General features: G+C 34.4%; 22 protein-coding genes. All 22 read right to left on the minus strand.

Annotated features, from left to right (window positions below):
* Positions 1-154: 154 nt before the first annotated feature.
* The 22 genes from PHEP_RS19550 to pseF all read right to left on the minus strand — a co-directional run bounded on the left by PHEP_RS19550 (position 155) and on the right by pseF (position 22,892).
* Entirely contained in the window at positions 155-754 is a 600-nt protein-coding gene (locus PHEP_RS19550; RefSeq protein WP_015809720.1) for a sugar transferase, read from the minus strand.
* Positions 751-1,956 carry a DegT/DnrJ/EryC1/StrS family aminotransferase gene (locus tag PHEP_RS19555; RefSeq protein WP_015809721.1) on the minus strand — a complete coding sequence of 402 codons (1,206 nt, stop codon included), beginning with the start codon at positions 1,954-1,956 and terminating at the stop codon, positions 751-753. Before PHEP_RS19555 ends, PHEP_RS19550 begins: the two co-directional genes overlap by 4 nt.
* Positions 1,957-2,535, minus strand: a complete 579-nt coding sequence (locus PHEP_RS19560; protein ID WP_015809722.1) for a GNAT family N-acetyltransferase — start codon at positions 2,533-2,535, stop codon at positions 1,957-1,959.
* Positions 2,525-3,697, minus strand: a complete 1,173-nt coding sequence (locus PHEP_RS19565) for a glycosyltransferase (RefSeq protein WP_238326514.1) — start codon at positions 3,695-3,697, stop codon at positions 2,525-2,527. The genes PHEP_RS19560 and PHEP_RS19565 overlap by 11 nt, the downstream gene beginning before the upstream one ends.
* Positions 3,698-3,765: 68 nt before the next feature.
* Entirely contained in the window at positions 3,766-4,755 is a 990-nt protein-coding gene (locus PHEP_RS19570; protein ID WP_015809724.1) for a UDP-glucuronic acid decarboxylase family protein, read from the minus strand.
* A complete protein-coding gene (locus tag PHEP_RS19575) occupies positions 4,755-6,068 on the minus strand; it encodes a UDP-glucose dehydrogenase family protein (RefSeq protein WP_015809415.1) in 1,314 nt (437 codons plus the stop codon). The genes PHEP_RS19570 and PHEP_RS19575 overlap by 1 nt, the downstream gene beginning before the upstream one ends.
* Before the next feature lie 87 nt (positions 6,069-6,155).
* A complete protein-coding gene (locus PHEP_RS19580; RefSeq protein WP_015809725.1) occupies positions 6,156-7,388 on the minus strand; it encodes a glycosyltransferase family 4 protein in 1,233 nt (410 codons plus the stop codon).
* A 3-nt stretch (positions 7,389-7,391) separates the two neighbouring features.
* Positions 7,392-8,267 (minus strand): glycosyltransferase family 2 protein, encoded by an 876-nt coding sequence (locus PHEP_RS19585; RefSeq protein WP_015809726.1) that lies wholly within the window; start codon positions 8,265-8,267, stop codon positions 7,392-7,394.
* The gene (locus PHEP_RS19590) at positions 8,267-9,478 is read right to left on the minus strand and encodes a hypothetical protein (protein ID WP_015809727.1); all 1,212 of its coding nucleotides are present in this window, start codon (positions 9,476-9,478) and stop codon (positions 8,267-8,269) included. Before PHEP_RS19590 ends, PHEP_RS19585 begins: the two co-directional genes overlap by 1 nt.
* A 31-nt stretch (positions 9,479-9,509) precedes the next feature.
* The gene (locus PHEP_RS19595) at positions 9,510-10,442 is read right to left on the minus strand and encodes an NAD-dependent epimerase/dehydratase family protein (protein WP_015809728.1); all 933 of its coding nucleotides are present in this window, start codon (positions 10,440-10,442) and stop codon (positions 9,510-9,512) included.
* Positions 10,439-11,677: a glycosyltransferase gene (locus tag PHEP_RS19600; protein WP_015809729.1), complete on the minus strand. Its 1,239-nt coding sequence runs from the start codon at positions 11,675-11,677 to the stop codon at positions 10,439-10,441. The genes PHEP_RS19595 and PHEP_RS19600 overlap by 4 nt, the downstream gene beginning before the upstream one ends.
* Positions 11,674-13,218, minus strand: coding sequence for a lipopolysaccharide biosynthesis protein (locus PHEP_RS19605; protein WP_015809730.1), 1,545 nt, complete (start codon positions 13,216-13,218; stop codon positions 11,674-11,676). The genes PHEP_RS19600 and PHEP_RS19605 overlap by 4 nt, the downstream gene beginning before the upstream one ends.
* 24 nt (positions 13,219-13,242) lie before the next feature.
* Positions 13,243-14,547 (minus strand): hypothetical protein, encoded by a 1,305-nt coding sequence (locus PHEP_RS19610; protein WP_015809731.1) that lies wholly within the window; start codon positions 14,545-14,547, stop codon positions 13,243-13,245.
* A gap of 20 nt (positions 14,548-14,567) precedes the next feature.
* Entirely contained in the window at positions 14,568-15,821 is a 1,254-nt protein-coding gene (locus PHEP_RS19615) for an N-acetyl sugar amidotransferase (protein ID WP_015809732.1), read from the minus strand.
* Complete coding sequence (hisF, locus tag PHEP_RS19620) at positions 15,818-16,684, minus strand: imidazole glycerol phosphate synthase subunit HisF (RefSeq protein ID WP_015809733.1); 867 nt, start codon at positions 16,682-16,684, stop codon at positions 15,818-15,820. The genes PHEP_RS19615 and hisF overlap by 4 nt, the downstream gene beginning before the upstream one ends.
* 1 nt (position 16,685) lies before the next feature.
* A complete protein-coding gene (gene hisH, locus PHEP_RS19625) occupies positions 16,686-17,309 on the minus strand; it encodes an imidazole glycerol phosphate synthase subunit HisH (RefSeq protein ID WP_015809734.1) in 624 nt (207 codons plus the stop codon).
* Positions 17,306-18,436: an N-acetyl sugar amidotransferase gene (locus PHEP_RS19630; protein WP_015809735.1), complete on the minus strand. Its 1,131-nt coding sequence runs from the start codon at positions 18,434-18,436 to the stop codon at positions 17,306-17,308. The genes hisH and PHEP_RS19630 overlap by 4 nt, the downstream gene beginning before the upstream one ends.
* On the minus strand, positions 18,433-18,978 hold the full coding sequence (locus PHEP_RS19635) for a GNAT family N-acetyltransferase (RefSeq protein ID WP_015809736.1): 546 nt from the start codon (positions 18,976-18,978) through the stop codon (positions 18,433-18,435). The genes PHEP_RS19630 and PHEP_RS19635 overlap by 4 nt, the downstream gene beginning before the upstream one ends.
* Complete coding sequence (locus PHEP_RS19640) at positions 18,978-19,940, minus strand: hypothetical protein (RefSeq protein ID WP_036674962.1); 963 nt, start codon at positions 19,938-19,940, stop codon at positions 18,978-18,980. Before PHEP_RS19640 ends, PHEP_RS19635 begins: the two co-directional genes overlap by 1 nt.
* The gene (locus tag PHEP_RS19645; protein WP_015809738.1) at positions 19,924-21,234 is read right to left on the minus strand and encodes a DegT/DnrJ/EryC1/StrS family aminotransferase; all 1,311 of its coding nucleotides are present in this window, start codon (positions 21,232-21,234) and stop codon (positions 19,924-19,926) included. Before PHEP_RS19645 ends, PHEP_RS19640 begins: the two co-directional genes overlap by 17 nt.
* A gap of 1 nt (position 21,235) precedes the next feature.
* On the minus strand, positions 21,236-22,186 hold the full coding sequence (locus PHEP_RS19650) for a Gfo/Idh/MocA family protein (protein ID WP_015809739.1): 951 nt from the start codon (positions 22,184-22,186) through the stop codon (positions 21,236-21,238).
* Positions 22,179-22,892: a pseudaminic acid cytidylyltransferase gene (pseF, locus tag PHEP_RS19655; RefSeq protein WP_015809740.1), complete on the minus strand. Its 714-nt coding sequence runs from the start codon at positions 22,890-22,892 to the stop codon at positions 22,179-22,181. Before pseF ends, PHEP_RS19650 begins: the two co-directional genes overlap by 8 nt.
* Positions 22,893-22,905 lie beyond the last annotated feature (13 nt).

The following is a 22,905-nucleotide window of genomic DNA, read 5'->3' on the forward strand; positions in this document are numbered from 1 at the left end:
ATACTCTATTTGAAACATAAAAATGTGAGAATAAAAAAAATGTAGAAGAGCATGCAAGTAATAGTAGCCTCTCGCAAGCTATTCTCATTTTGAGATTAATATGGTCATTTTTCCCTTGCGCAACATGAATATCCATATAAATTATAATTAGTAATTATTTCCGTTTTACAATTGCTCTTAGAGTTATTATTATTATTTTGATAGACCCGATTACAGTTTTACTCAAATCATAAGAACTTAAGTTAATTTTTATCTTGTCAGGCATTATAACTTCTATGTAATATTGTTCTGGGCTCTCTTGAGCACTTAGAATATCATTTTCATTTTTATATTTTATAGATGCTAAATCAGTTATGCCAGGTTTTAAATCAAGTACTTTTAGCTCTTCTGGACTATATAATTCAACATATTTACGGACTTCGGGTCTGGGACCGACTAAGCTCATATCACCTAAAAAAACATTTATTAATTGAGGTAACTCATCTAATTTATAATCTCTAATAAAGATGCCGATGGGAGTTATCCGTTTATCTTGACTACCAACAGTCAGTAGACCTCTACGATCTGAATTTACATACATAGATCTAAATTTGAGCAAAGTAAAATCCTTCCCATGTTGTCCAACCCTTAATTGCTTATAAAACGCTCCTCCTTTTGAAGATAGCTTAATCAAACAAATTAATAATAAAAAAACGGGAGATAATAAAATTAATCCGATCAACGATACAAAAAAATCAAAGCTTCTTTTTGTCATGATAAACTTGCATAGGCTCTTTCAACTGTAGAACAAATATAAGATACTTCGTCATCTGTCAATTGAGGATAGATTGGCAAAGATATTTCAACTGAGTAGTTTGCATATGACATAGGATAATCCCCCATCTTATATCCTAAGTTCTTAAATACAGTAAGCAATGGCATAGGTATGAAATGAACATTCACAGCCACTCCGTTGTTCGTTATAAAATCAATCATATCATCTCTTTGAGCTTCAGTTATTCCGATAATTCTTAACGCATACAAATGATTAGATGAAAGTCGACTCCCATCTTCTAAAATTGGACATTTAGCCCATTTCAGCTCTTTAAAAAAAAATTCATATGCTTTTGCTATTCGTGACCTATTTTTGGTTAAAAGAGCATATTGACTAATCTGTCCAAGCCCCAGAGCTGCACAAAGGTCAGGCATATTTACTTTCAATCCAGCAAAAAGAATATCATATTTCCAACCACCAGCTTGGGATTTTGTAAATGCATCCTTAGTTTGTCCATTTAGCGACCAAAGTCTCATCAATTTATACTCTTCTTCGTTATTAAATGAGTCAGGTAAGTTAATACATATCACTCCACCTTCTGCGGTTGTAATATTCTTTACAGCATGAAAAGAAAAAATTGTAATATCAGCTGCCTTTCCAGATTGAATGCCGTTCAGACTTGCTCCTATTGAGTGAGCTGCATCGGATAGCACTAATATACGTCCCAGCTGACGCTGCTTTTCCGATCTCGGTTTAAACAGTTCCACAATTCCAGGTTGGGTAACTATTTCATTAATTTTATCATAGTGACACATAAGTCCAGCAAAGTCAACCGGCATAATCACTTTTGTATTTTCTGTTATTGCTAATTTGAGTTTTTCAGGATCTACTGTAAAATCATCTAATACGTCAACCATAACTGGGGTTGCGCCGCAATGCAAAACACTTAGAGCTGTTGCTGAATAGGTATATGCTGGTATAATAACTTCATCTCCTTCTTGAATTCCAAACCATTTTAAAACCAAAATGGCTCCTGAAGTCCAAGAGTTCACACCCAACGCCTTATCACAACCCGTCAATTTCACGACTTCTTCTTCTAATGCTTTGACTTTTGGACCTGTAGTAATCCATCCCGATCTTAGCGTATCCACAACTTGATCGATTATTTCTTCGTTTATATATGGTGGTGAAAATGGTATCATTTATCTTATTTTTTTTTTATAAACATTTAAAGTCCTATTTCCTTGCATAATTACATTTTCTAAAATAAATTCGTTCTTTAGATAAAATCTATTTACTTTATCATTATCTTTTTCATCTGTCATTAATCGATAGGTCATGCCGGGCCCAATTTGCAGTTCAAAAATATCTATAAGTGCGGTTCCTAATCCTTTACGCCCTGACAATGGATCCACGCATATTGATAGCAGAAATGGTCCATCCGTATTGCTGTTGGACGTGCGTAGAGAAACAATAAGTCTAAACAAGAATCTTGGGTTCGCAAAAAAATGAGGTAAAGCACTAAAAGATAATGAAAAGAGATTTTTCTTTGCTATGTTTTTATAGAATCCTCGAACCTGCTTGGCACCAATTGCAAATCCAATAAGCTTATTTTCCTCAAAAGCTCCTACGCCAATTCCATTTTTATCCATTAAAATAGCTTTATAAAATTTAAACAAAAAATTAGTCCCTAAAGAAGTTAGAAAGAAATTTTTAAACGCTAAATTATGAAGCATTGCCAACTCTCTACAATCATCGACTGTTAAAATCCTATTTACCATAGTAAACATTTTCTATAACATAAATAAATTTTGAGTACTGTAAATTTTCAGAAAAGATAGTTGAAGCTATTAAAGCATTTTCTTTCATCTGCAATCTTTTATCTTTATCATCCACTAATATTTTAATAGCCCCAGTTAAAGCTGATACTGATTCGGCTTCATAGTTAATGCCAATTTCCATTTTATTGATAAAATATCCCAAGTCACGCTTCAGTGAATTAACAAGTGGCAATCCAAAAGCAAAATAGTCAAATGCTTTTATAGGCATTGAAACCGTTGATCGCTGTCTATAAGTACTTAAAGCTATATCGCAATGTCGAAATAACCCCGCAAGGTCAGTTGAACTTAAGCGTCCAAGAAAAACAATACTCTTTTGATCTGAATTTTCAATGCAAAAATCTGCGAGAGGTCCGTCACCAGCTATTATAAGTTTAAACCTATTATGTGAATATATCTTTTTCAATTCTTCTCCTGCATCTATAATGGACTTGACGTCATAATTTTCGCCCAAAGTACCTGCATATATACACCAAACTTCTTCTAAACCCTTTGATTCTATTAAGTTTATCACATCTTTATTAGATATCAGCTCTTCTTTATTAATTTCATTTTCAGGAATGCTCCAATATACCACATCAGTGTGAGATGGTTTGAATGGTTTAATCTTTAAAGCTATATCTTGGTAGTTTTTAGAAACAGCTACCAGTCCATCTACACTTCTATAAAGTCTTCTCCTCCACATATACAAAGGAAAAAATATTAAATTAGCCAAAAAATTAAGTGATTTTGGAAACAAAAGATGAAACAGTTCAGGCCAAATATCTATTAAGTCGATAATAATTTTAGCTTTCAAATCTTTTTTGATCCATCTGAGAATTATATTATAATAACAAAGAGCGGGTTCAGCAAGTATAACAATATCTGGCTTTTCATAATCTGCTACATACTTTATTAGATTTTTTGCATAACTTCTTTCATATTTAACGCGAGACAGCGAGATATGTGATTTATAGGATGTGCTTGGAATGATACTGATTGAATAGTTGGGCCCATATGATCTACTTTCGTAGCAATCATTTCTAAAGGTTTTACTACGATGCTCAAAATTTGAAATAAATTGCGTAACTCGATGCCCTGAAGCCACCAATGCATTTGCAATCATAGTGCTTCGGTAAGTGCGCCAACTCTCGTCAGGAAGACTTCCATAAGGGTTTATTATCCAGATATTCATTATAGATTAAAAGTAGAAAAATCTTTATGTTCTTTGTTTGTTAAAGCTTCCTGGGGCAGGGATTTAAAATACTCATAAGTAATTTTTAACCCTTCGGCACGGCTTACTTTCGGTTCCCAACCCAGTATCGCTCTTGCCTTGGTAATGTCAGGCCGTCTTTGCTTAGGATCGTCTACCGGCAGGTCTTTCAATACCAGTTTCTGGCTTGTACCGGTAAGTTTGATGATCTCTTCTCCAAATTGCCTGATGGTGATCTCATCCGGGTTGCCAATGTTCACCGGAAGGGCATAATCACTCAGCAATAGCCTGTAAATACCTTCTATCAGGTCATCCACATAGCAAAATGAGCGGGTCTGCGAGCCATCCCCAAATACGGTCAGGTCTTCTCCGCGCAGGGCCTGGCCAATAAAGGCAGGCAAAACACGTCCGTCATTCAACCGCATCCTTGGTCCGTAAGTATTAAATATCCTTACAATGCGGGTTTCCAAACCATGAAAAGTATGGTAAGCCATGGTCATGGCTTCCTGAAAACGTTTTGCTTCATCATAAACACCCCTTGGACCAACAGGGTTTACATTGCCCCAGTATTCTTCAGGCTGAGGGTTTACACTTGGGTCACCATAAACTTCTGAAGTAGAAGCGATCAGCATCCTTGCATTTTTATTTTTCGCCAAACCAAGCAGGTTGTGTGTGCCCAATGAGCCAACTTTGAGGGTTTGAATAGGAATTTTTAAATAATCAATCGGGCTGGCGGGTGAAGCAAAATGAAGAATATAATCCAGCTCGCCAGATACATATACATATTTGGAAACATCGTGATGTGCAAACTCAAAATTTTCCAATCCGAATAAATGCTGTATGTTTTGCAGGTCGCCCGTAATCAGGTTGTCCATTGCGATCACATGATAACCCTCTTTGATAAATCTGTCGCATAAATGCGAACCTAAAAAGCCGGCAGCACCGGTAATTAAAACTCTTTTTGTTTTCATTAGTTATTGATAAGCTTACGGCCCACACTGTTATAATAATATCCAAGGTCGATCATCTTTTGCAGGTCATATAAGTTACGACCATCAAAAATAACTTTATTGCTCAGGGTTTCTTCCATTCTTTCAAAATCAGGGTTCCTGAATACCGACCATTCTGTTGCAATCAATAAAGCATCTGCACCGATCAGTGCATCGTACTGGGTTTCAGCATATTTTATTTTATCGCCAACAAGCGCTTTAACATTGTTCATTCCTTCAGGGTCGAAAGCAGCTACAGTAGCCCCGTGTTTAAGCAACTCATCAATGATATACAAGGAAGGTGCTTCACGGATATCATCCGTTTCGGGTTTAAAGGCCAATCCCCATAAAGCAAAATGCTTACCTTTTAAATCACCTTTATAATATTTCAGCAATTTATCCACCAATAAAGTTTTTTGCTTTTCATTTACCTGCATCACAGACCTCAGGATCTGGAAATCATAGTTATGTTCATCAGCCGACTTTGCCAAAGCCTGCACATCCTTAGGAAAACAGCTGCCGCCATACCCTATTCCGGGGAAAAGAAAGCGCTTACCAATTCTTGCATCAGAACCTATACCTTTACGCACAGCATCCACATCGGCATTTACAATTTCGCAAAGGTTGGCTACTTCGTTCATAAAAGTGATCTTTGTAGCCAGAAATGAATTGGCAGCATATTTGGTCAGCTCAGAAGAGCGCTCGTCCATAAACAGAATCGGATTTCCCTGACGTACATAAGGACCATACAATTCATTCATTAACTTCTGTGCTTTCTCGCTCCGTGTTCCGATCACCACCCTGTCCGGTTTCATAAAATCTTCCACGGCCACGCCTTCACGTAAAAATTCGGGGTTAGAGACCACGTCTATTTCTACATCCGTGTTTTCTGCAAAAACAGCCTGCACCTTATCTGCTGTTCCTACCGGAACGGTAGATTTGTTTACAATAACCTTATAATTGGTCACCAGTTTTGAAATGTCTTTCGCTGCCCCTAAAATATAGGACAGATCGGCAGCACCATCTCCACCCGGAGGCGTTGGCAGCGCCATAAAAATGATCTGGGCATCCTTAACCGCATGGGCAAGATCTGTTGTAAAGGTTAAGCGGCCCTGGGCAATGTTCCTGTGGAAGAGCACATCCAGCCCGGGCTCATAAATAGGCACTTCACCAGCCTGCATTTTTTTTACTTTGGCTTCATTAATGTCTACACAAATTACATTATTTCCTGTTTCAGATAAACAGGTACCTGTAACCAGACCTACATACCCTGTTCCAATAACGGCTATTTTCATATATTAATATTATTACTAAAATTTAGTTTGTCTTAAAACTATCAAAAAGAACAAAAATCTAAGTAACAATCCACACATTTATTTAAATCACTCATCGCCAATTACCCCTAAATATATCTTAGTTAATTCAAAAACGTAATTATTTTGTGCCAAATGTGATTTCGCTAAATTTCTAGCCAAATCACTCTCATTAAGAAATTTATCATAACTAGAAACAACATACGATATCTTTTGTGCTAATGATTCAGTTGAATCACCATCGAACATTACACCGAACCCAAATTTTGATACCATCTCTTTCATCCCACCATGATTACAAACGATAGGTATTATATTGAATGCCAATGACTCCAAAATCATCATAGGTGCATTTTCGTAACATTTAGATGCTAAAACTGATATCTTCGAGGCACTTAAATACTTCTGTAATTCAATATGTTGCATGAATGGCATAAAAGTTACCAGATGTGTCAACTCTAACTCTTTCGAAAGGCTCTTCAAGACATCGGCATCAGGGCCTTCACCAATAATCAACAAACTGTAAGGATTATGATTTTTTTTAGCATATAACGCGAATGCCCTCAAAATAAGTTGAACATTTTTCTCATCTGACAACCTCCCAAAATAAATTATCTGATCAACCTTATCAATATGCGGCCCTTGATTTAAAAACCCCTTAGAAACGGGATTGTCTAAAACTAATATTTTATCTTGGTCGTGAAGCTTACTATCTAAAATTGTACTCTTCATAAACTCTGATGGCACTATAATTACATCAATAACTTTTCTTTTATAAAAAAAATGAGAGATTAAACTACTTATTCCTTTAGCAACGGAGTGAAAATAACCTGAGCGACTGCAGTTTCTATAAAAAATCTTAAATTTATAACGATCCCTTGAGCAATCAACACATCTTATAGATTTATTGTAGTCGTAAGCTGCATGGTGGGAGCAAATATGTTCAAAAGTATGTGCTGTTTGCACGACTCGGAAGCCAGAATTTAATCGTTTGTATTTCCAAAGAACGTGTAAGATAGATGACGACAACAGACCAGTATGATGTAAATGAACTATATTAGGTTTAGCATGAATGAGAATTTTTTCAAGCTCAATTTTATACCTAAATGAATATATAAGTTGTGTTTTACTAATTTCGTGCGAAAAACTGTAATCTATATCAAAAGGTAAATTCATTGACTTTTTACAGGCTACTAAATGAGTATTCGAATCATCATACTTTTTAAGTAACATCACACTCTCTCTAAACACAGATTCTGCTCCACCACCACTTCCTTGTTCAGCTATATGCAATATTTTCATAAACTATCTAAATAATAACTTGTAAAGCGACCTTGCTTTAACTTTCCTTGTCCCATATTTAAGAGCAAACATAAAACACTTCGAAGCCCCACTCATATCTTTACCAATCGTCAATATACAAGCTTTTTGATAATTAAAAGCGGCTGTTGACTTCTTTCTATCTTTATGTTTTAACTTATATTGATTCGTCATATACAATTCGAAAAGCCTATCAATCTGTCTTTGATCTAAAAATGTAATATGATCGGAGCCTTCAATATTATAATAACCTAAATCTTTATTCAGAAATTTAAATTTCGCACCTGCAAATGCCAATTGTATCCATAAATCAAAATCCTCCAAGCCAATAATTTTTCTTTCTTCTGAAAAACACAACTTCAGCTCATCAAGTTTTGCTTTTCTTATACAAGTTGAGGAAGTTAAAATTCCATTGAAATTTGTAAGCAAATCCAAAGTTGCGTCATTATTATCAATTTGCCATGTTGGCATTCTGCTCAAAATTACATTTGATCTATTAACCCGAAGCAAATTATGGTGATAAACATCAAAGTCATTATTAACTGCATTTGCAAGATATGAAAGTCTATCATTATGGTACCAATCATCGGAATCCAGGAAACATATCCACTTTCCCGAAGCTACACTCAGCCCTAAATTTCTGGGTTTCGCTGGACCGCCCCAATTTTCATTGTAATAATAGCGAAGATTAATCTGTCCCCTGAATTTTTCAACCATTTCAAATGTATTGTCTGTTGAGCCATCATCGCAAATGATTACTTCAAAATTCTTATAGTTTTGTAACAAGAGTGAATTTAAACACCTTTCTAATGCTAAAACTCGATTAAAAGTTGGTATTATAATTGAAAACAATAAACTCATCAGGCATCTATTTTTTTAGTCTTTTCTTCATCATTCCATTTACATACGATTAAATTGAAAATAAATAACGGTGTAAAAAAAATCACAACACTATTTAAAAACAACAAATTGGCGACCAGAAACAATCTGGATTTTTTCGTACAATACACAATAAACGCTATAATCAAGGAAAACGTAATAATTCCATATTCTACAAGAATTTTCATCAATTGATTTGATTCGCCAGTTTGAACCGTTACCTCAATAAAACCAGGTGATCTGCCAAGAATTATATCCGGAATCGAAGAATTTGCTAATATCAATAACGAGTTCATTACCCTGTCTTCCCTATTCTCATGGGAGGAGGTGCCTAGGCCTTCAATTAATTTTTGTTTAGGAATCGCTAGAATAGTAATGCCCCCCACTAATAAAAAACTAATTAAAATGATCATATTGGCCAATCGGCCTTTTATTTTTATTAGACTTAAAAAGATATAGAAAAAATTCAGTAAACCAACTATTGCAAAAACAATCCAAGATGCGGTAGAAAATGAAGCTAAAGCCCCTAATAAAACAATAATTCTTACTGGAATAAGGTACTTTCTTGTGATTAGATAGCGATCAAGTATAAAAAAATTGGTGGTTAAAAACCATCCCAAGTAGCTTGGCTCGAATAGGTATCCACAAACCCTTCCAATGTTAAAAGTTTCGAAGATCTTAAGATTGACATAGCCGAAGAAAATATTATGATAATATTCATAATATTCTTCTTGTCCAACTGTTTTTAATACATAAGGAAAAATATCCAAATTAAAAGCCAAGAATGACAAGATTGCTAATATTGATAGAGATACTATTAAGATTAAGTAAAACCTTCGGACGAGGAATTTTAACTGTGGGATTCTTTTTGCGACAATCACAATGCTTGAGGCTAAAAGAGCGAATAATAGGAAATAAATTGTATCTCCAACAATTTTATTCCCCGTTAAAAGCCAATACACCTCCTGAATAAGAAAAAAACATACCCAAGGTCCAAATTGATATACATAAGACCTCTTAGTAATTGCCAAAAAGAAGAAAAATGCAACAAGAATAAATAACAATGGAATTCTAATAAAAGCAGGAACATATACCGAAGCTATAAAGGGAGGATATATTAAAATAAAAACTCCAATTAACAAAGCTATACTCAATGACAGGTTATCTACTTTTATAGACTGTTTTAATTTCATTAATTTTAAACCGAAAGTACTAATGTTAATGTTATAATATCTTTAATTTTTCCCACTCAATGGTTTTTGCTAAGCCATCGTCAAATGGGGTTATATCAAAATCAATAACCGATTTTAACTTACTTATACTCAAACAAAAATTAGAAACATCAGTTGGCTTAGAAGGCTCATATTTGACATCTAACGAAGGTAGAGCTTGCCGGATCTCTCTGAGAATATCATTCAATGCAATAGCAGTTCCTGAACCAACATTGAATGTATCGTTGACGATACCTTTCTCAAGGAGTTTATAAATAATACTTATCACGTCTTGAACATAGATATAGTCTTTCTCCTGTGCTCCATTTCCCCATACCGTCACCGTATCATTTCTCAATGCTTTTCTAATCGCAATGTTAACGATCCCCTGTTGTTCTGATACGTGAAAATGACCATAAGGATTTGATAATCGCAATATAAGATAATTTAGGCCATAATTTCTGCTATGCAATGCTATATATTGTTCATTTGCCAATTTAGTTATTCCATAGGAACTTATTGGCACACAATAGTGAGCCTCATCAAGAATCCTATCATTTGAATTACCGTAAACTGCGCCTCCGGATGAAAGATATAATATAAAATTACAGCCATTTTTTTTCATAACCTCGAGTAATGTTAACGTAGACATCAAGTTATTGTCGACATCGTCGAGGATATTGAAGTTAGATGATGAAGGAACGGAAGTATTGGCAAAATGGAAGACTTTATTAAATTTCTCAGTTCTAAAAAGAACTTCCATCTCGTCTTTGTTGCCATAATCGCCAACAACATATCTAACAGTTTTGGTAGGCGAAAAGTGATGATTTTGGCGAGATAATACCACAAACTCGATGTCTTTTTTTATTAGTTCAAAACTGTTAATTAAATTTCGGCCTATGAATCCACCACCACCTATTAATAATATTTTTTCAATTCCCATCATAGTTGACGATATAAATTTTCGATATTTTGTCCATATTTTTCAGGCGAATATTCTATAAAAGATTTTCTCGCATTATTGCCGAGAAGTGTTCGCAAAGCTAAATTCATATAAAGCTTATATATAATTTCATACAATTCCTGATGAAAACTCACATCATTGATATCAATAAGCATACCATTGACTTCAGATGTTATAACCTGCGATATTCCCGCAAAATTGCTTGCAATTATAGGCTTTCCTAATTCTAGCGCCGTCAACAATACTAATGGCATATCTTCATTACTAATAGAGGGTAATACAAATAAATCGCACGCATTTATATAATCATGACTATTTGACTTGTATCCGAGAAAAGTTATATTTTTTTCCAGGCCTAATTCATTTACTAACTGCGTAAGTTTTATCTCGTCTTCACCATTTCCAATAAACAAGGCAGAAATTTTTGTTTCAAGTTCTGGATGTATTTTTAATAGCAAATCCATTGCTAATATAAGCATTCTTTGCCCCTTACGTTCGGTCAAAAAACCAACCTGTACGATTATAAAACTTTCAATAGGTAGGGAAAGTTCGTGGCAAATTTCTTCTCGGTTTTTTTCTTTTAAACCAGGAATTATACAATTATTTATAATCTTTATCTTATCATTAGGGAATTGTCTATTCTTTATCAACATTTGCTTCGCCAAATTTGACGCTGTTAAAAAAACATCTACATTTCTACAAATAAATTGATCTGTAGGCAGGTCAATTTTTTTTGAGATTGTAGCCTGATTATTCACTTGATAAATAACCTTTGCGTTACAAAATAATTTATTTGCTAAAACCAACATATTACAACTCTTTGCTCCAGGATACCCACCATTGTTAATATGCAAAATGTCTGGCCTCTCCTTTTTCAACAAGAAATAGAAAACCATCAGATTCCAAATTGAGTAAACCTGGATTTTTTGGATGAAAAAAAAGGGTAATTTTATAATCTTTGAAAGCTTTAAACAATTTATTTTATAAAATAAAGATTCATTAGATAAAAGTTGTTGAGGAAGAATTAATGACTTTGGTAAGTCCTGATAATCTCTAGACATTCCTCTTTCATAATCCTTATAAGCCCTGTAGCTTAGTTTAAGATCAAATTTATTCTGTAGATTTTTATTGTTTATAAGAAAAGACATTAGTCTTTCACTGCCTCCATAAATATAGCAGTCCGTAAACACCAATACCTTGATTTTATGATTAATCATATACTTTCTCTTTTAAACTTAAATAATTTCGAAAAGCTTGGCAAAAACTCCAGTATAGTTTTTCTAAACTGAGACGACAATAAATAATAAAGGACTAAACTGAATACCAGATATCCCGAACACAACATTGTATACTTAAAAAGATTTCCAGGCTTCTTAAAATAGGGAAGATATGTCTGAGTATAATATACAATAAAATATAAGGCAATTGACACGATAGTTGCCTGAAGGACATTCCTACTTAAGAATTGTTTAAAATCAACTCCAAATAATTTAATAGATAAATAGGAATAAACCATCGATGACAACGAGAATGCAAATAACTTAAAAATTGCAAAAGACTGTAATCCCCAAAAATTGTACGTGACTATAATTCCTCCCCAATATATTAAAGGCATTATTGCTGTAGTCAAATAAATACTACGAATTCTTTCGTGTGCAACAAGTGCGATACTAGCCGGGCTTGCGATAAAATTAAACAGATATATAAACAGCATAATTCTGACTATAGGAATAACCTCCTCATATTCTATTCCAACCCAACTGTATATAAAACTCTTAATTGTAAAAGCTACAATCAACGTAGGAAATACAGATAAAGGTAATCCAAGAACCAAAACTTTATAAAAAGCTCTATTAAATCCAGAAAAGTCTCTTTTTCCAATATAATGATTAAATTTTGCTGTAAAAGGGTTGTATATAATACTATGTAATGATCGAAACAATGCCATTAAGGTTATCGATAGACTAAAAATAGCAACCCCTTTAGCACCAATAAACTTGCCGATAACAAATAGGTCTATTTCATAAAAAACGATCCATGCAATAGTTACGAAGAGGCTGCTAAAAGCCAATTTTTTCGTTTTATTAAAAATTTCTTTACTAAATTTTATAGATGCGAAGTACATTTTCAAGTTATAGTTAAATGACTTTTTAGCAAGTAATAATGCTAAAATCACCGCGATCAAACCTACAAACTGGCTAAATATGAAGTATTCCACTAACAGGTACTTGCCTCTTCCGAAAAAAAAGAAAGAGGATAAAATCTTTATAATATTTGAAGCTGTAAAGATACGTTGGTACAGATAATCTTTTAATCTAATGTTAAAAATGATCTGCACACTTCTTTGTAAAACTAAGAGTGGAGTAGATAAAGCAAACACCAATAACAATGTACTAGCAACATTCTTGGAATTCAAATCAGGTAGACTTTTAATTAGCAAATGTGGCAGGAAAGAAAAAACAAGAGCCACTATTGAAATCAATAAAACAAAACCACCAAGAATGAATGTCACAAAGGATATAATCTCAATTTCTTGTTTACGCTCATTTCGGACGGCGTACTCACTCGCATACTTAGCTCCGGCACTTAAAAACCCCAAATCAGCATAGGCCAGAAACAAGGACATGGACATCACAACCGAATAAATCCCAAACAAGTATGGGTTTGAAGATAAAAATGGGGTTACAATAACCATCGTAGCAAATCCACTGATTAAAGACAAGATTTGCCAAAGATAAATTTTAATAAAAGAGGACATTATAATGTTATGTTAGGCACACTTTTATTTAATTACTTGTTTAGTTAACAACTCCATACTTAATGCAGGGCTAATGAAATCAGGAAGCACGGTTAAACTCACTTTTTTCCTATTTCTTAAAATCTCCACCAAAGAAACCTCATCTTTAGCCACAGGAATCCGATCATCACTACCATCAAATGGATGTCCTACAGGATCATTAAGTATATCTAAGCCATCTTCATACAAAGGCTCAAAAATAGTATAGTTAACACCCGCAAACAACGAATCCAAACAAAGCGACGAGCTTGGGCCAATAACCAACGTCGATTGATTCAGCGTTTCCGCTAACGAAAGTCGATCGATCTCAAAGAACTCCATATCAAGAAATCCGACATACCAATCTGAATTTTCCGATGGATGTACCCTCAGTCTTGCTTTTGAGATTCCAACTGACTCTAAAGATTTTTGAACCATCCATAAATATAAAATTACATTTCCCCTATCCTTTAACCTATTTGTATCTTTATCTCTTCCTTTAAGCTTGTCATCATATTCAACCGGTTGTCCCGGTATCGGCTTTGATATTACCAAAATATTCTCATAATCAAATTTTAATGATTTAGGAACAGAACTGTTTGAATACTTTGGATGCCCTAGAACTAAGACCTTATCAGAAGGAAAACCCGATTCTACTAATTTAGACTTAAAAATATCACCAAATACACATAGATAATCAGTTTTATTGTCATTAATAGTATTTCCGTATCTTAAAGCGGCTCCATGCAAAACCAAAATAGTCGGTATGGATAATCTCTTGCATAATTCTATAGTTAACCGCTCAAAAAACCCAACATCTTGAGCGACAAAAACCCCTTTTACGTTATTTTCTATTAAGACCCGCTCAATAATTTGAATAATTTCATCAATTTTACATTGAAAATTTTCAGACGTTAATTGATTCAAATTTGCAGTCCCAAGTATCTTGTTAAACTTCTTAATTCTGACAAAATCAGTAAATGAAAGAATCGAACCTTCTTTAGTTAAGGTCCATGGAACACCATACACCTCATAACCTGATGATCTTAAGTCTTCTCCAAAATTGAAATATACACTAGAAATAAGTACGTCTTTAGAGTCGTTCTTTTTAGAGGTGAGTTTTTTGAATAGAAAAAATACGTATTGAACAATATCAAAATCTGCCAGCCTCCTTTTTAAAGGATTTCTTTTCTCAAAACTAATCTTGAAATGATCACCAAAATAATATACACGCCTATCTAATTCATATTGTAATAAATCAGCATGCCTTACTTTCGATTTAAGATAATTGAAATAATAATACTCCTTCATTCAGTTAAATAATTTAATTTTTAGTTTGCAACACCTTTGCCAATTAAAATATACTGTTGCTTTGCATCAGTAGATTTTCCCGTTGGTGTAATTATAAAAGGGGTGTGCTTTTCTTTTATCTTAAGACAACTATCTTGTTTTTTGTTATCTTCTAAATCGGAAAATTTGTCAATTTGAAGTTTCCATTCCCATTGGTCATTCCTTTTCCAGATCTCTTTATTTCTGAATTGGTCTATTATATAATAGAAACTATTCTTAGTCATCCCTATCCAATCCAGAAATAAGTCCAGATTTTTAACGTCTTTACTCTCATACTCCTTTACCAAACGCATTCCTTCTTCCCTAGTCATCCTGCGAAGACGAATCTCTCTACAAACATGGTCTGTTACTTTTCCATAACCATGTTTAATAAATTTGATGTAATCATGGACATCTGAATAATTATAACAATCTACGTCATTATAAGTATCAAAAGTACGTCTCTGTTCGAGGGATTCATAGCCGTACAGGTCAATCATTTTTTCATGTTGCGCTCTTGTATCCCAACGAATAAAATTATTAAGATAAATTCCCCTAACACCTACCCGTTCAATTTCTTTATCATCTGGATATTCATACTGTACTATATCTTTTGATGAAATCTCATCAAATTCATCTATTAAATCCGAAGCTTCATAACCCATTAAATCATGTTCTTTTCGATACTTACGGGTCATCTCTACTTCATCAAGATGAGAAAACATTCCGACCTGATCAATCCCTTGATGCGCTCCCCAAATTATAAGCGGAATTTTAAACTTAACGGCAACCTGCACTGGATAAACAGTTTGACCTGCAATACAATGCCAATAAATACTTCCCATCTTACGCATCGATGCTCTTGTAACTTTTTTTACAGATTCAGGGTTAACTGTGAGTGTCATAATATCACAATTAAAGGTAATTCTTAGATTAGCAAGATTACGAACACCTACATCCGTATTGTACTGTTTATTGTAAGTAACAAGAAGAGGGTTCATACCATATACATTTTTAACCATGTGTACGATGAAGTAAGAGTCTCTTGCCCCACTTACAGGTATTATGCAATCATAATTATTTTCAGACTTATTTTTATAGGCAGTCAAAATTTTCTTCAGTTTCTCCTCACGAGATCCCCAATCAAGAACATCTTTTTCTTCATGAACCCTACAACCACTACATACCCCTTCTTCATCAAAAGTAATATACAAGGGATGATTAGAAGGATATAAACAACGTGAACAATACTTCATATAATTTCTTTTTCTATTCTTATAAATAACAAATTTTCTAATACCTCATCTTCTTTTTTCAGTAGCCTCTGATCATCATCAAAACAGGCATCTTCATAATTGGCAAACGCTTCTGATCTTACATCCATTTTTTTATTGAGAATAGACTTTGTAATATTGACACTGTGCTCCGAAAAATGAAAAAAATTAGCAGCAGTCGCTGCTGAGGCATTTGTTTTACTAAACACTTCTATAAAATCCCCAGCATTTTTAGCACCACCACAAACGATTACTGGTATATTAACTACCGAACAAACGCTATTAATCAACTCGTGGTCAAAGCCCAAATATGATCCATCTCTATCCACCGAGTTTATCAATATCTCACCCGCCCCAGAATCTTCCGCACGTTTAGCAAATTCAGATGGACTGATATCAAGCGCACTATGCGTTAAATAATCATAAATCCGAAATCCTTTGTTCGTATGAATTCCATCTATAGAAATCACCACACATTGTCCACCAAAAATATGGGCCGTTTCAGTGATCAATTCAGGAGTGGTTATAGCTGCATTATTTAAGGAGATCTTATCCGCGCCATTGTGCAAAAGTTCTTTCATTTGGCCGGTATTGGAAATTCCCCCACCAACAGTTAATGGCACAAAACATTTCTGTGCAGCTCTTCTAATCATGTCAAAATCAGGACCGGATTGTTTGCGAGTTGCACTGATGTCTGTAAGAATAATTTCGTCAATGCCCCATTGATTTAGGAATTCAATAGCGATCTCTGGTTTACCAACTGGCAAATATTTTTTAAAGCCGATACTTTGGACTACTATGCCGTCTTTTACAACTAAATTGGCTGCTACTCTTTTTTTTAACACGTTATTTTATTAAATTAAAAAAACCTCTAAATAGTTTTAAGCCATTTGTTTGGCTCTTCTCCGGATGAAATTGAACGCCAAATACATTTTCTTTTTGAATAGAAGCTGTTACCTTTAATCCGTAATCCGAATAGCCAGTAACATATTTCTTCTCACAATCAAAATGAAAGCTATGGTCAAAATAGAAATTAGACTCCGATGGAATGACACCAAATAAAGGATTGCTATAAGTAACATTATTCCAGCCAACATGAGGAACAGCAAATTCTGCCGGTAAATCCAACTTGGTCACCTTACCCTCAATCCAATTTAATCCATTATGGATACCATTTTCCTCAGAAAATGTAGCCATTAGCTGCATGCCTACACAAATCCCTAAGATGGGCTTTTTACGCACTAAAATAGTTTTATGAAGTATTTCATCTAGCCCAAGGCTTTTAAGGTTATTGATCGCCTCTTCAAAGGCGCCCACACCAGGTAATATCAGAACATCCGCATTATCGATTACACTTTCCTGATCTGATATGGTTACCTTCCTATATCCTAAATGTTTAATTGCATTTGATACGGAAAAAGTATTACCCACTCCATAATCTATGATCACAATATTTTGTTTTAAATTCATAATCCGACCCCAACTTCAAATTTAGCCACCCATTTACCTGATCCATCTTTCTCAAACAAATCCTTATTTACAGATTTGTCAATATGTGTCCAAAATTCACTTTCGGTTATTCCAATATAATCACAAAAACTTTTAATATATTTTGGTGAACACGCCCCATCATATTTTTTATTCAAGATGATAGCTTCTTCTCTGGTCATCCTTCCCAAGCGAATATCTTCATTCACATAATCACTGATTCGACCAAATCCAAATTTCAGGTATTTAATCATTTGATTCATCCCAACCCAATCTTCATCTAAAGATGTAATACCAAATGGGTCTCCAATATCTTGGGGAGGTTCATTCCTAACATCAAGTCCTCTGAGCGCAGAAAAGTTACCGTTATCTATTAAAGACCAATCCTTCCAAAAATAACCTAAGAAGGTAATTCTTAAATCAGCATCACTTATTTCCTTTTCTGAAGGATAATTATACTGTAAGATATCCGTCTTTTTTACTTCCTCACTTAGGAGCCAGGTGATATCACCACCTCCAAGCGTGTTCATTTTCCGAAGATTATTTCCATCACTACCATTTTTACCCATTACATTTAAATCGCCCAATTGTAAGGCTGCATTCTCTCCCCACCAAATCAAAGGGATCTGATAAGCAATAGCGAGTCTTGGAACACTGCTAAATAGAGCCAATTCTGTCGATTTTGCCCAATTCGTATATTCAAAAAAACCCTTAGCCATGAGATTCCTCCATACACCTGGCGCTGGATTTATAGTAATACAGTCAAATCCATGGTTAATCATATTTGAGACATTATCAACACCTCTTTGAGTGATTTGCTCAGGAGGATAGCTCAAAGAAACTAACAGAGGATTCATCTTAAGTACCTCCTTAACAAAGAAAGCTTGTCTTGTGCTGTCTTTTCCACCACTGACCCCAATAATACAATCATAGCCAGAATGGGAATTAGCCTTTCCAAATGCCACAATATCATCCAATTCTTTTCGGCGTTCATCCCAGTCAACAGACTTTAAAGATTCAAAATAATTACATGCAGGGCATACTCCAAACTCGTCAAATTTAGTCCCCGGCCTGGTATCTACCTGTAAACACTTTTTACAATACTTCATATTTTTTTGGATAAGATGCCATATTCAATAACATCTACATACTTACCTTGTTTATAGAGTGCGTCCTTTCTAAGCCCTTCTTCAATCATTCCTAATTTTAGAGCTAGTCTTTGCATCCCAACATTTTCTGAAGAAGTACCACAATAAATCCTGTGTAAATTTAACATTTTAAAGCCATGGTTTATAAGCATTTCGCCGGCCTCAAGCATTATACCTTTCCCCCAATATGCTTTCTCGCCTAAAAGAAATGCTATTTCAGCATTACGGTCAATCCAATTTATACTTTGAAGGCTTACATTTCCAATATGAGCTTGTGTAGCCTGGTCAACTACTGCTAATACCAATGCATTCCTTGAAATCCTTGACTGTTCAACATAATTTACAAGATCTTCATTTGTGGCAGGGAACCGCCCATGAGAGTTATAATGAGTAATCTCGGGGTCGTTCAGCCAATTTGAATAATTGCCAGAAATATCCTCCTTAGTGAGCAGCCTGAGATCAATATGATTTCCTCGGATAAATATATTTTTATTAATTTCCATTACAAATATTTTGAAATTTCCTGAATTAATTTTGAAGAATCCGTTTTTACTCCTATGTTTAATTCCTCCAAGGGATCATTACTCAGGTTTTTGGGTATAAACCTAACCACAGATTTTCCAATAATTTCCGCTTCAATAAGAAACGAAGAGAAAAATCCGACCACAACATCTGCAAAGTAGATCGCATCATTTGCAGATATACCAAAATTTAGTAGAAATACATCCGGATGTCTATTTACAATATCTTTTAATTTCTCTATATCCTGATTCGGATGAGGTTTAACTAAAATCACCCATTTCCTTACAACCCTCTCATTTGCGAAGAGCTCCTCAATCAGCATTTCAGTTGCTGTTATTTCATCAAAGCCATATAAATCGATTCCATTCACATTAGAAAGAGGATCAGGTGCATACACAATGATGTTCTTACCTACCAGATCACTATTGATCTCAAGTGTTTTTAAAAAATCTTGTTTGGAAAGCTTAGGACTCCATTTCGCTAACCATTGATGATATGGATTACCCGAAATAACCAACTTATCTGTAGGAATATTTTCGGAAATCGCCATTTCTTTAGCTCGTTGATCTATCACCCAAATATGATTTGGTAATATCATTTTGCCCTCTTTATTTAAAAACCTCTTAGAGATGGAAGTCCAATGGTCCACAAAAGAATAGCATAAAATACCTAACTCCTTTGCTGCACTAATATACAATTGCTCCAGATCGGAAGTATATGAGGTTCCCGTAAAAACCAAATCAGGGCGATTAGCTTTTAGAAATGCTACTGCGCTACCATTTGCTATTTGTACTTTGGCATTAAAATCATCATAAAATGGAGCGGACCTATCAGAAATAGCTAAAACATCAGCTTCACACTCCTCCATTAAGGCTAAACAAGGTTTAGCCCCGCCTGGATCTGCAAATACAAATAAAACTTTACCTTTAAGCGTTGGTCTCAATTTTCTCTAATTCATCAATATTGTCAAATACCTTTTCAAATGCGTTTATAACATCTTGAATGTCTGATTTAGTCATTCCAGGTCGCATAAATTCATGCGTAAAAAGTGCTTCAAAATGCATATGTTCTACTATCGGACAAAGTCCCTTTTCGTAATTTAATGTACTTTGATCAACGGATTGATGTCCAAATGCCCAGGCTGCACGTTCCTGATATATAGATTGCAGATATAGGGGCTTAACATACCCTGCGCCAATCAACGGTGCCGTTTCTCTTAATATTGCAGACGGCAATTCCGCCTTCAATGCATTTACAAAAACATCTCTGTGCACGCCCGCTAGGTCTTTATTAAATTTGATCGGGTGAATATAGTATGTATGTACCGAACCATCGATTAGTTCAGGTTGCAACCCAAGGATGGGAAATGTAGATAGTTGTCGATTTAAATCTTCTACATTAGCCTGTCTTTCCACCAATAATCCTGGCAATTTTTTCAATTGCTGTATTCCAATCGCACATTCGATCTCTGTCATGCGAAAATTATAGCCCATCAAATTAGTAAGGTCTTTTACACCTTTTGGTTCCACTACGTTCTCAGCATGATTTCTAATCATCTGACATCTTTCAGCAAGGTCAGTACTGTTTGTGGTAATCACACCTCCTTCTCCTGTATGAATATGTTTGTGATAATTTAAACTAAAGACCCCTAGATGCCCAATTGTTCCGACATAATTGCCTTTATATTTACCCATAGGTGATTGAGCACAATCCTCAATAACATATAAATTATGCTTTTTTGCAAGTGACATTATAGCATCCATATCTGCTGGATGTCCAAAAATATGAACTACAAGAATTGCCTTGGTACGCACTGTAATCTTTGATTCAATGCTTTTAGGATCCATGCAAAAGGATATAGGGTCTATATCCGCGAAAACTGGTATACCGCCATATATAAGCGGCGCAATTGCACTTGCAGACATCGAATAAGGAGATACAATCACTTCATCCCCGGGCTGAATACCTATTGCTCCAATTGCAGTAAACAAACCGGACGTATTTGAATTCACAGAAATTGCATGTTCTACATTGAATGCACTTGCCCATTCTCTTTCAAATTCCCTAACATTTGGTCCACCAAGAAAATCACTATGATATGCACCCAAAAACTGCGATAGATTTCCCGTTTCAAGTACTTTTAAAACAGCCTTTTTTTCCTCTTCGCCAATAGTATTATATGCTGGAAAAAGAGATGACCTTATTGGTTCCCCTCCATTAATTGCCAATTTTGCCATATTAGTTTTTTATATATTTTAACATTCTTTGGTTTAGATCAATCGCATCTATAAAGTTGTCTGCTAGAATTGTCCCATCCATTAATAGCAGCACCTCATCTATTACAAATTTCATATAATTTTTTAAACAGTTGTACTGAGATTTTTGAATATCTAAATTCAAAGGTTTAAAAAAAACACCTTCTGAATTTGATTCGAAAAATTCTATTGTATCTCCGGAGTTCTTTATAGATATCTTATGCTTTGTTAAAAAAATATCTATCTCAAAATAGGAAAATAAAATGTTACTGAGTCCCTGAACACTTACGTTAATTGCATTCCAATACCCCTGCAAAGAGATTGTAGGGTCATAATCAAAATGATCATTTACAGAGTTATGAATAGTAACATCATCTAACAGCAATTTTCTATCGAATAAATATTCTATAAGATCAAATGCATGACTACAATTATTCAAAAACCCTCGTTGATATCGTACACTAATATTTGTAATCGAATTATCAATCATTAATTCTTCAAATGTTCTTTTTAGATCAGAAAATGATGGAAGAAACCTTCGAATATAATTAACCAAAACCCTAGAGTTATTGCCCTGATATGATCTTATTAATTTATTAAAGTCACTCTCTTTTAAGGAAATTGGTTTCTCACAAATAATAGTCTTCACATTCGCTAAAAAAGCATTATGCAATATTTCAGCATGTGTATAAGTTGGAGTACATATGCTAATACAATCAAAAGCTGAAAGTGTTTTTACAGAAATATTTTCGACAGATTTACAAGAATAATGATCACTTATTAAATTAAGAAGATTTGCATCAGTATCAAATATTGTAACATCTACCTTATCAGGATAAGAGTGCCATGCCTTGGTATGAGTCGTTATCTCATTTGTATTTATATCATACAAAGCACCTATATTTCCACAACCTATAACAAGTACTTTATACATCCTTTTTTATTCTTGTTTTTTCTAAAAGAAAGGTGTATTTAATTTCTGCAACCTTCCAATCTTCTTCATTATCTATGTCTTGAACTTCGGACTCTGGCATTTCATAAGGAATGGTATGGTCTGTAAACAATTGCTTTGTATCCAGAAAAGCTTCAGTATTAATAAAATAGAACTGCCCACAATCATGATAAGCAGGTGGTAAGTCCTGAGATCTGGATTGCATGTACTCAGGCCAATTCATTTTCACAAGTCCATTTTCGATATTAAATGATCTTAAGATTGGAAACCCAAAGCTAACAACAGGAACCAAGGTTTTCGCGCTACTGTCCTTTAGTTTTTGATATGCTATTTTAAGCTTTTCAGCAGTAACGAACGGCGCTGTTGGATAAATACAACACGCGTATTCAAAAGATTCACCATCTCTTTTATAATTACTTAATACTTCACTAATAACATTTGCAGTGGTTGCATAGTCATTCGAATTTTCCTTTGATCTCGTAAATGGCACCTTCGCCCCTAAAGCAAGTGCCAATGCTGCTATTTCATCATCATCAGTGGATACCATCACCTCATCAAAACATCCAGCTTGTAATGCTGCATCAATTGAATATTTAATAATTGGACTACCTAGAAAATTTTTAATGTTTTTACGCGGAATACGTTTACTTCCTCCTCTGGCTGTAATTATTGCTAAACACTTTTTCATAAATTAACTATAC

The sequence above is a fragment of the Pedobacter heparinus DSM 2366 genome, assembly GCF_000023825.1.
GTDB classification, from domain to species: Bacteria; Bacteroidota; Bacteroidia; order Sphingobacteriales; family Sphingobacteriaceae; genus Pedobacter; species Pedobacter heparinus.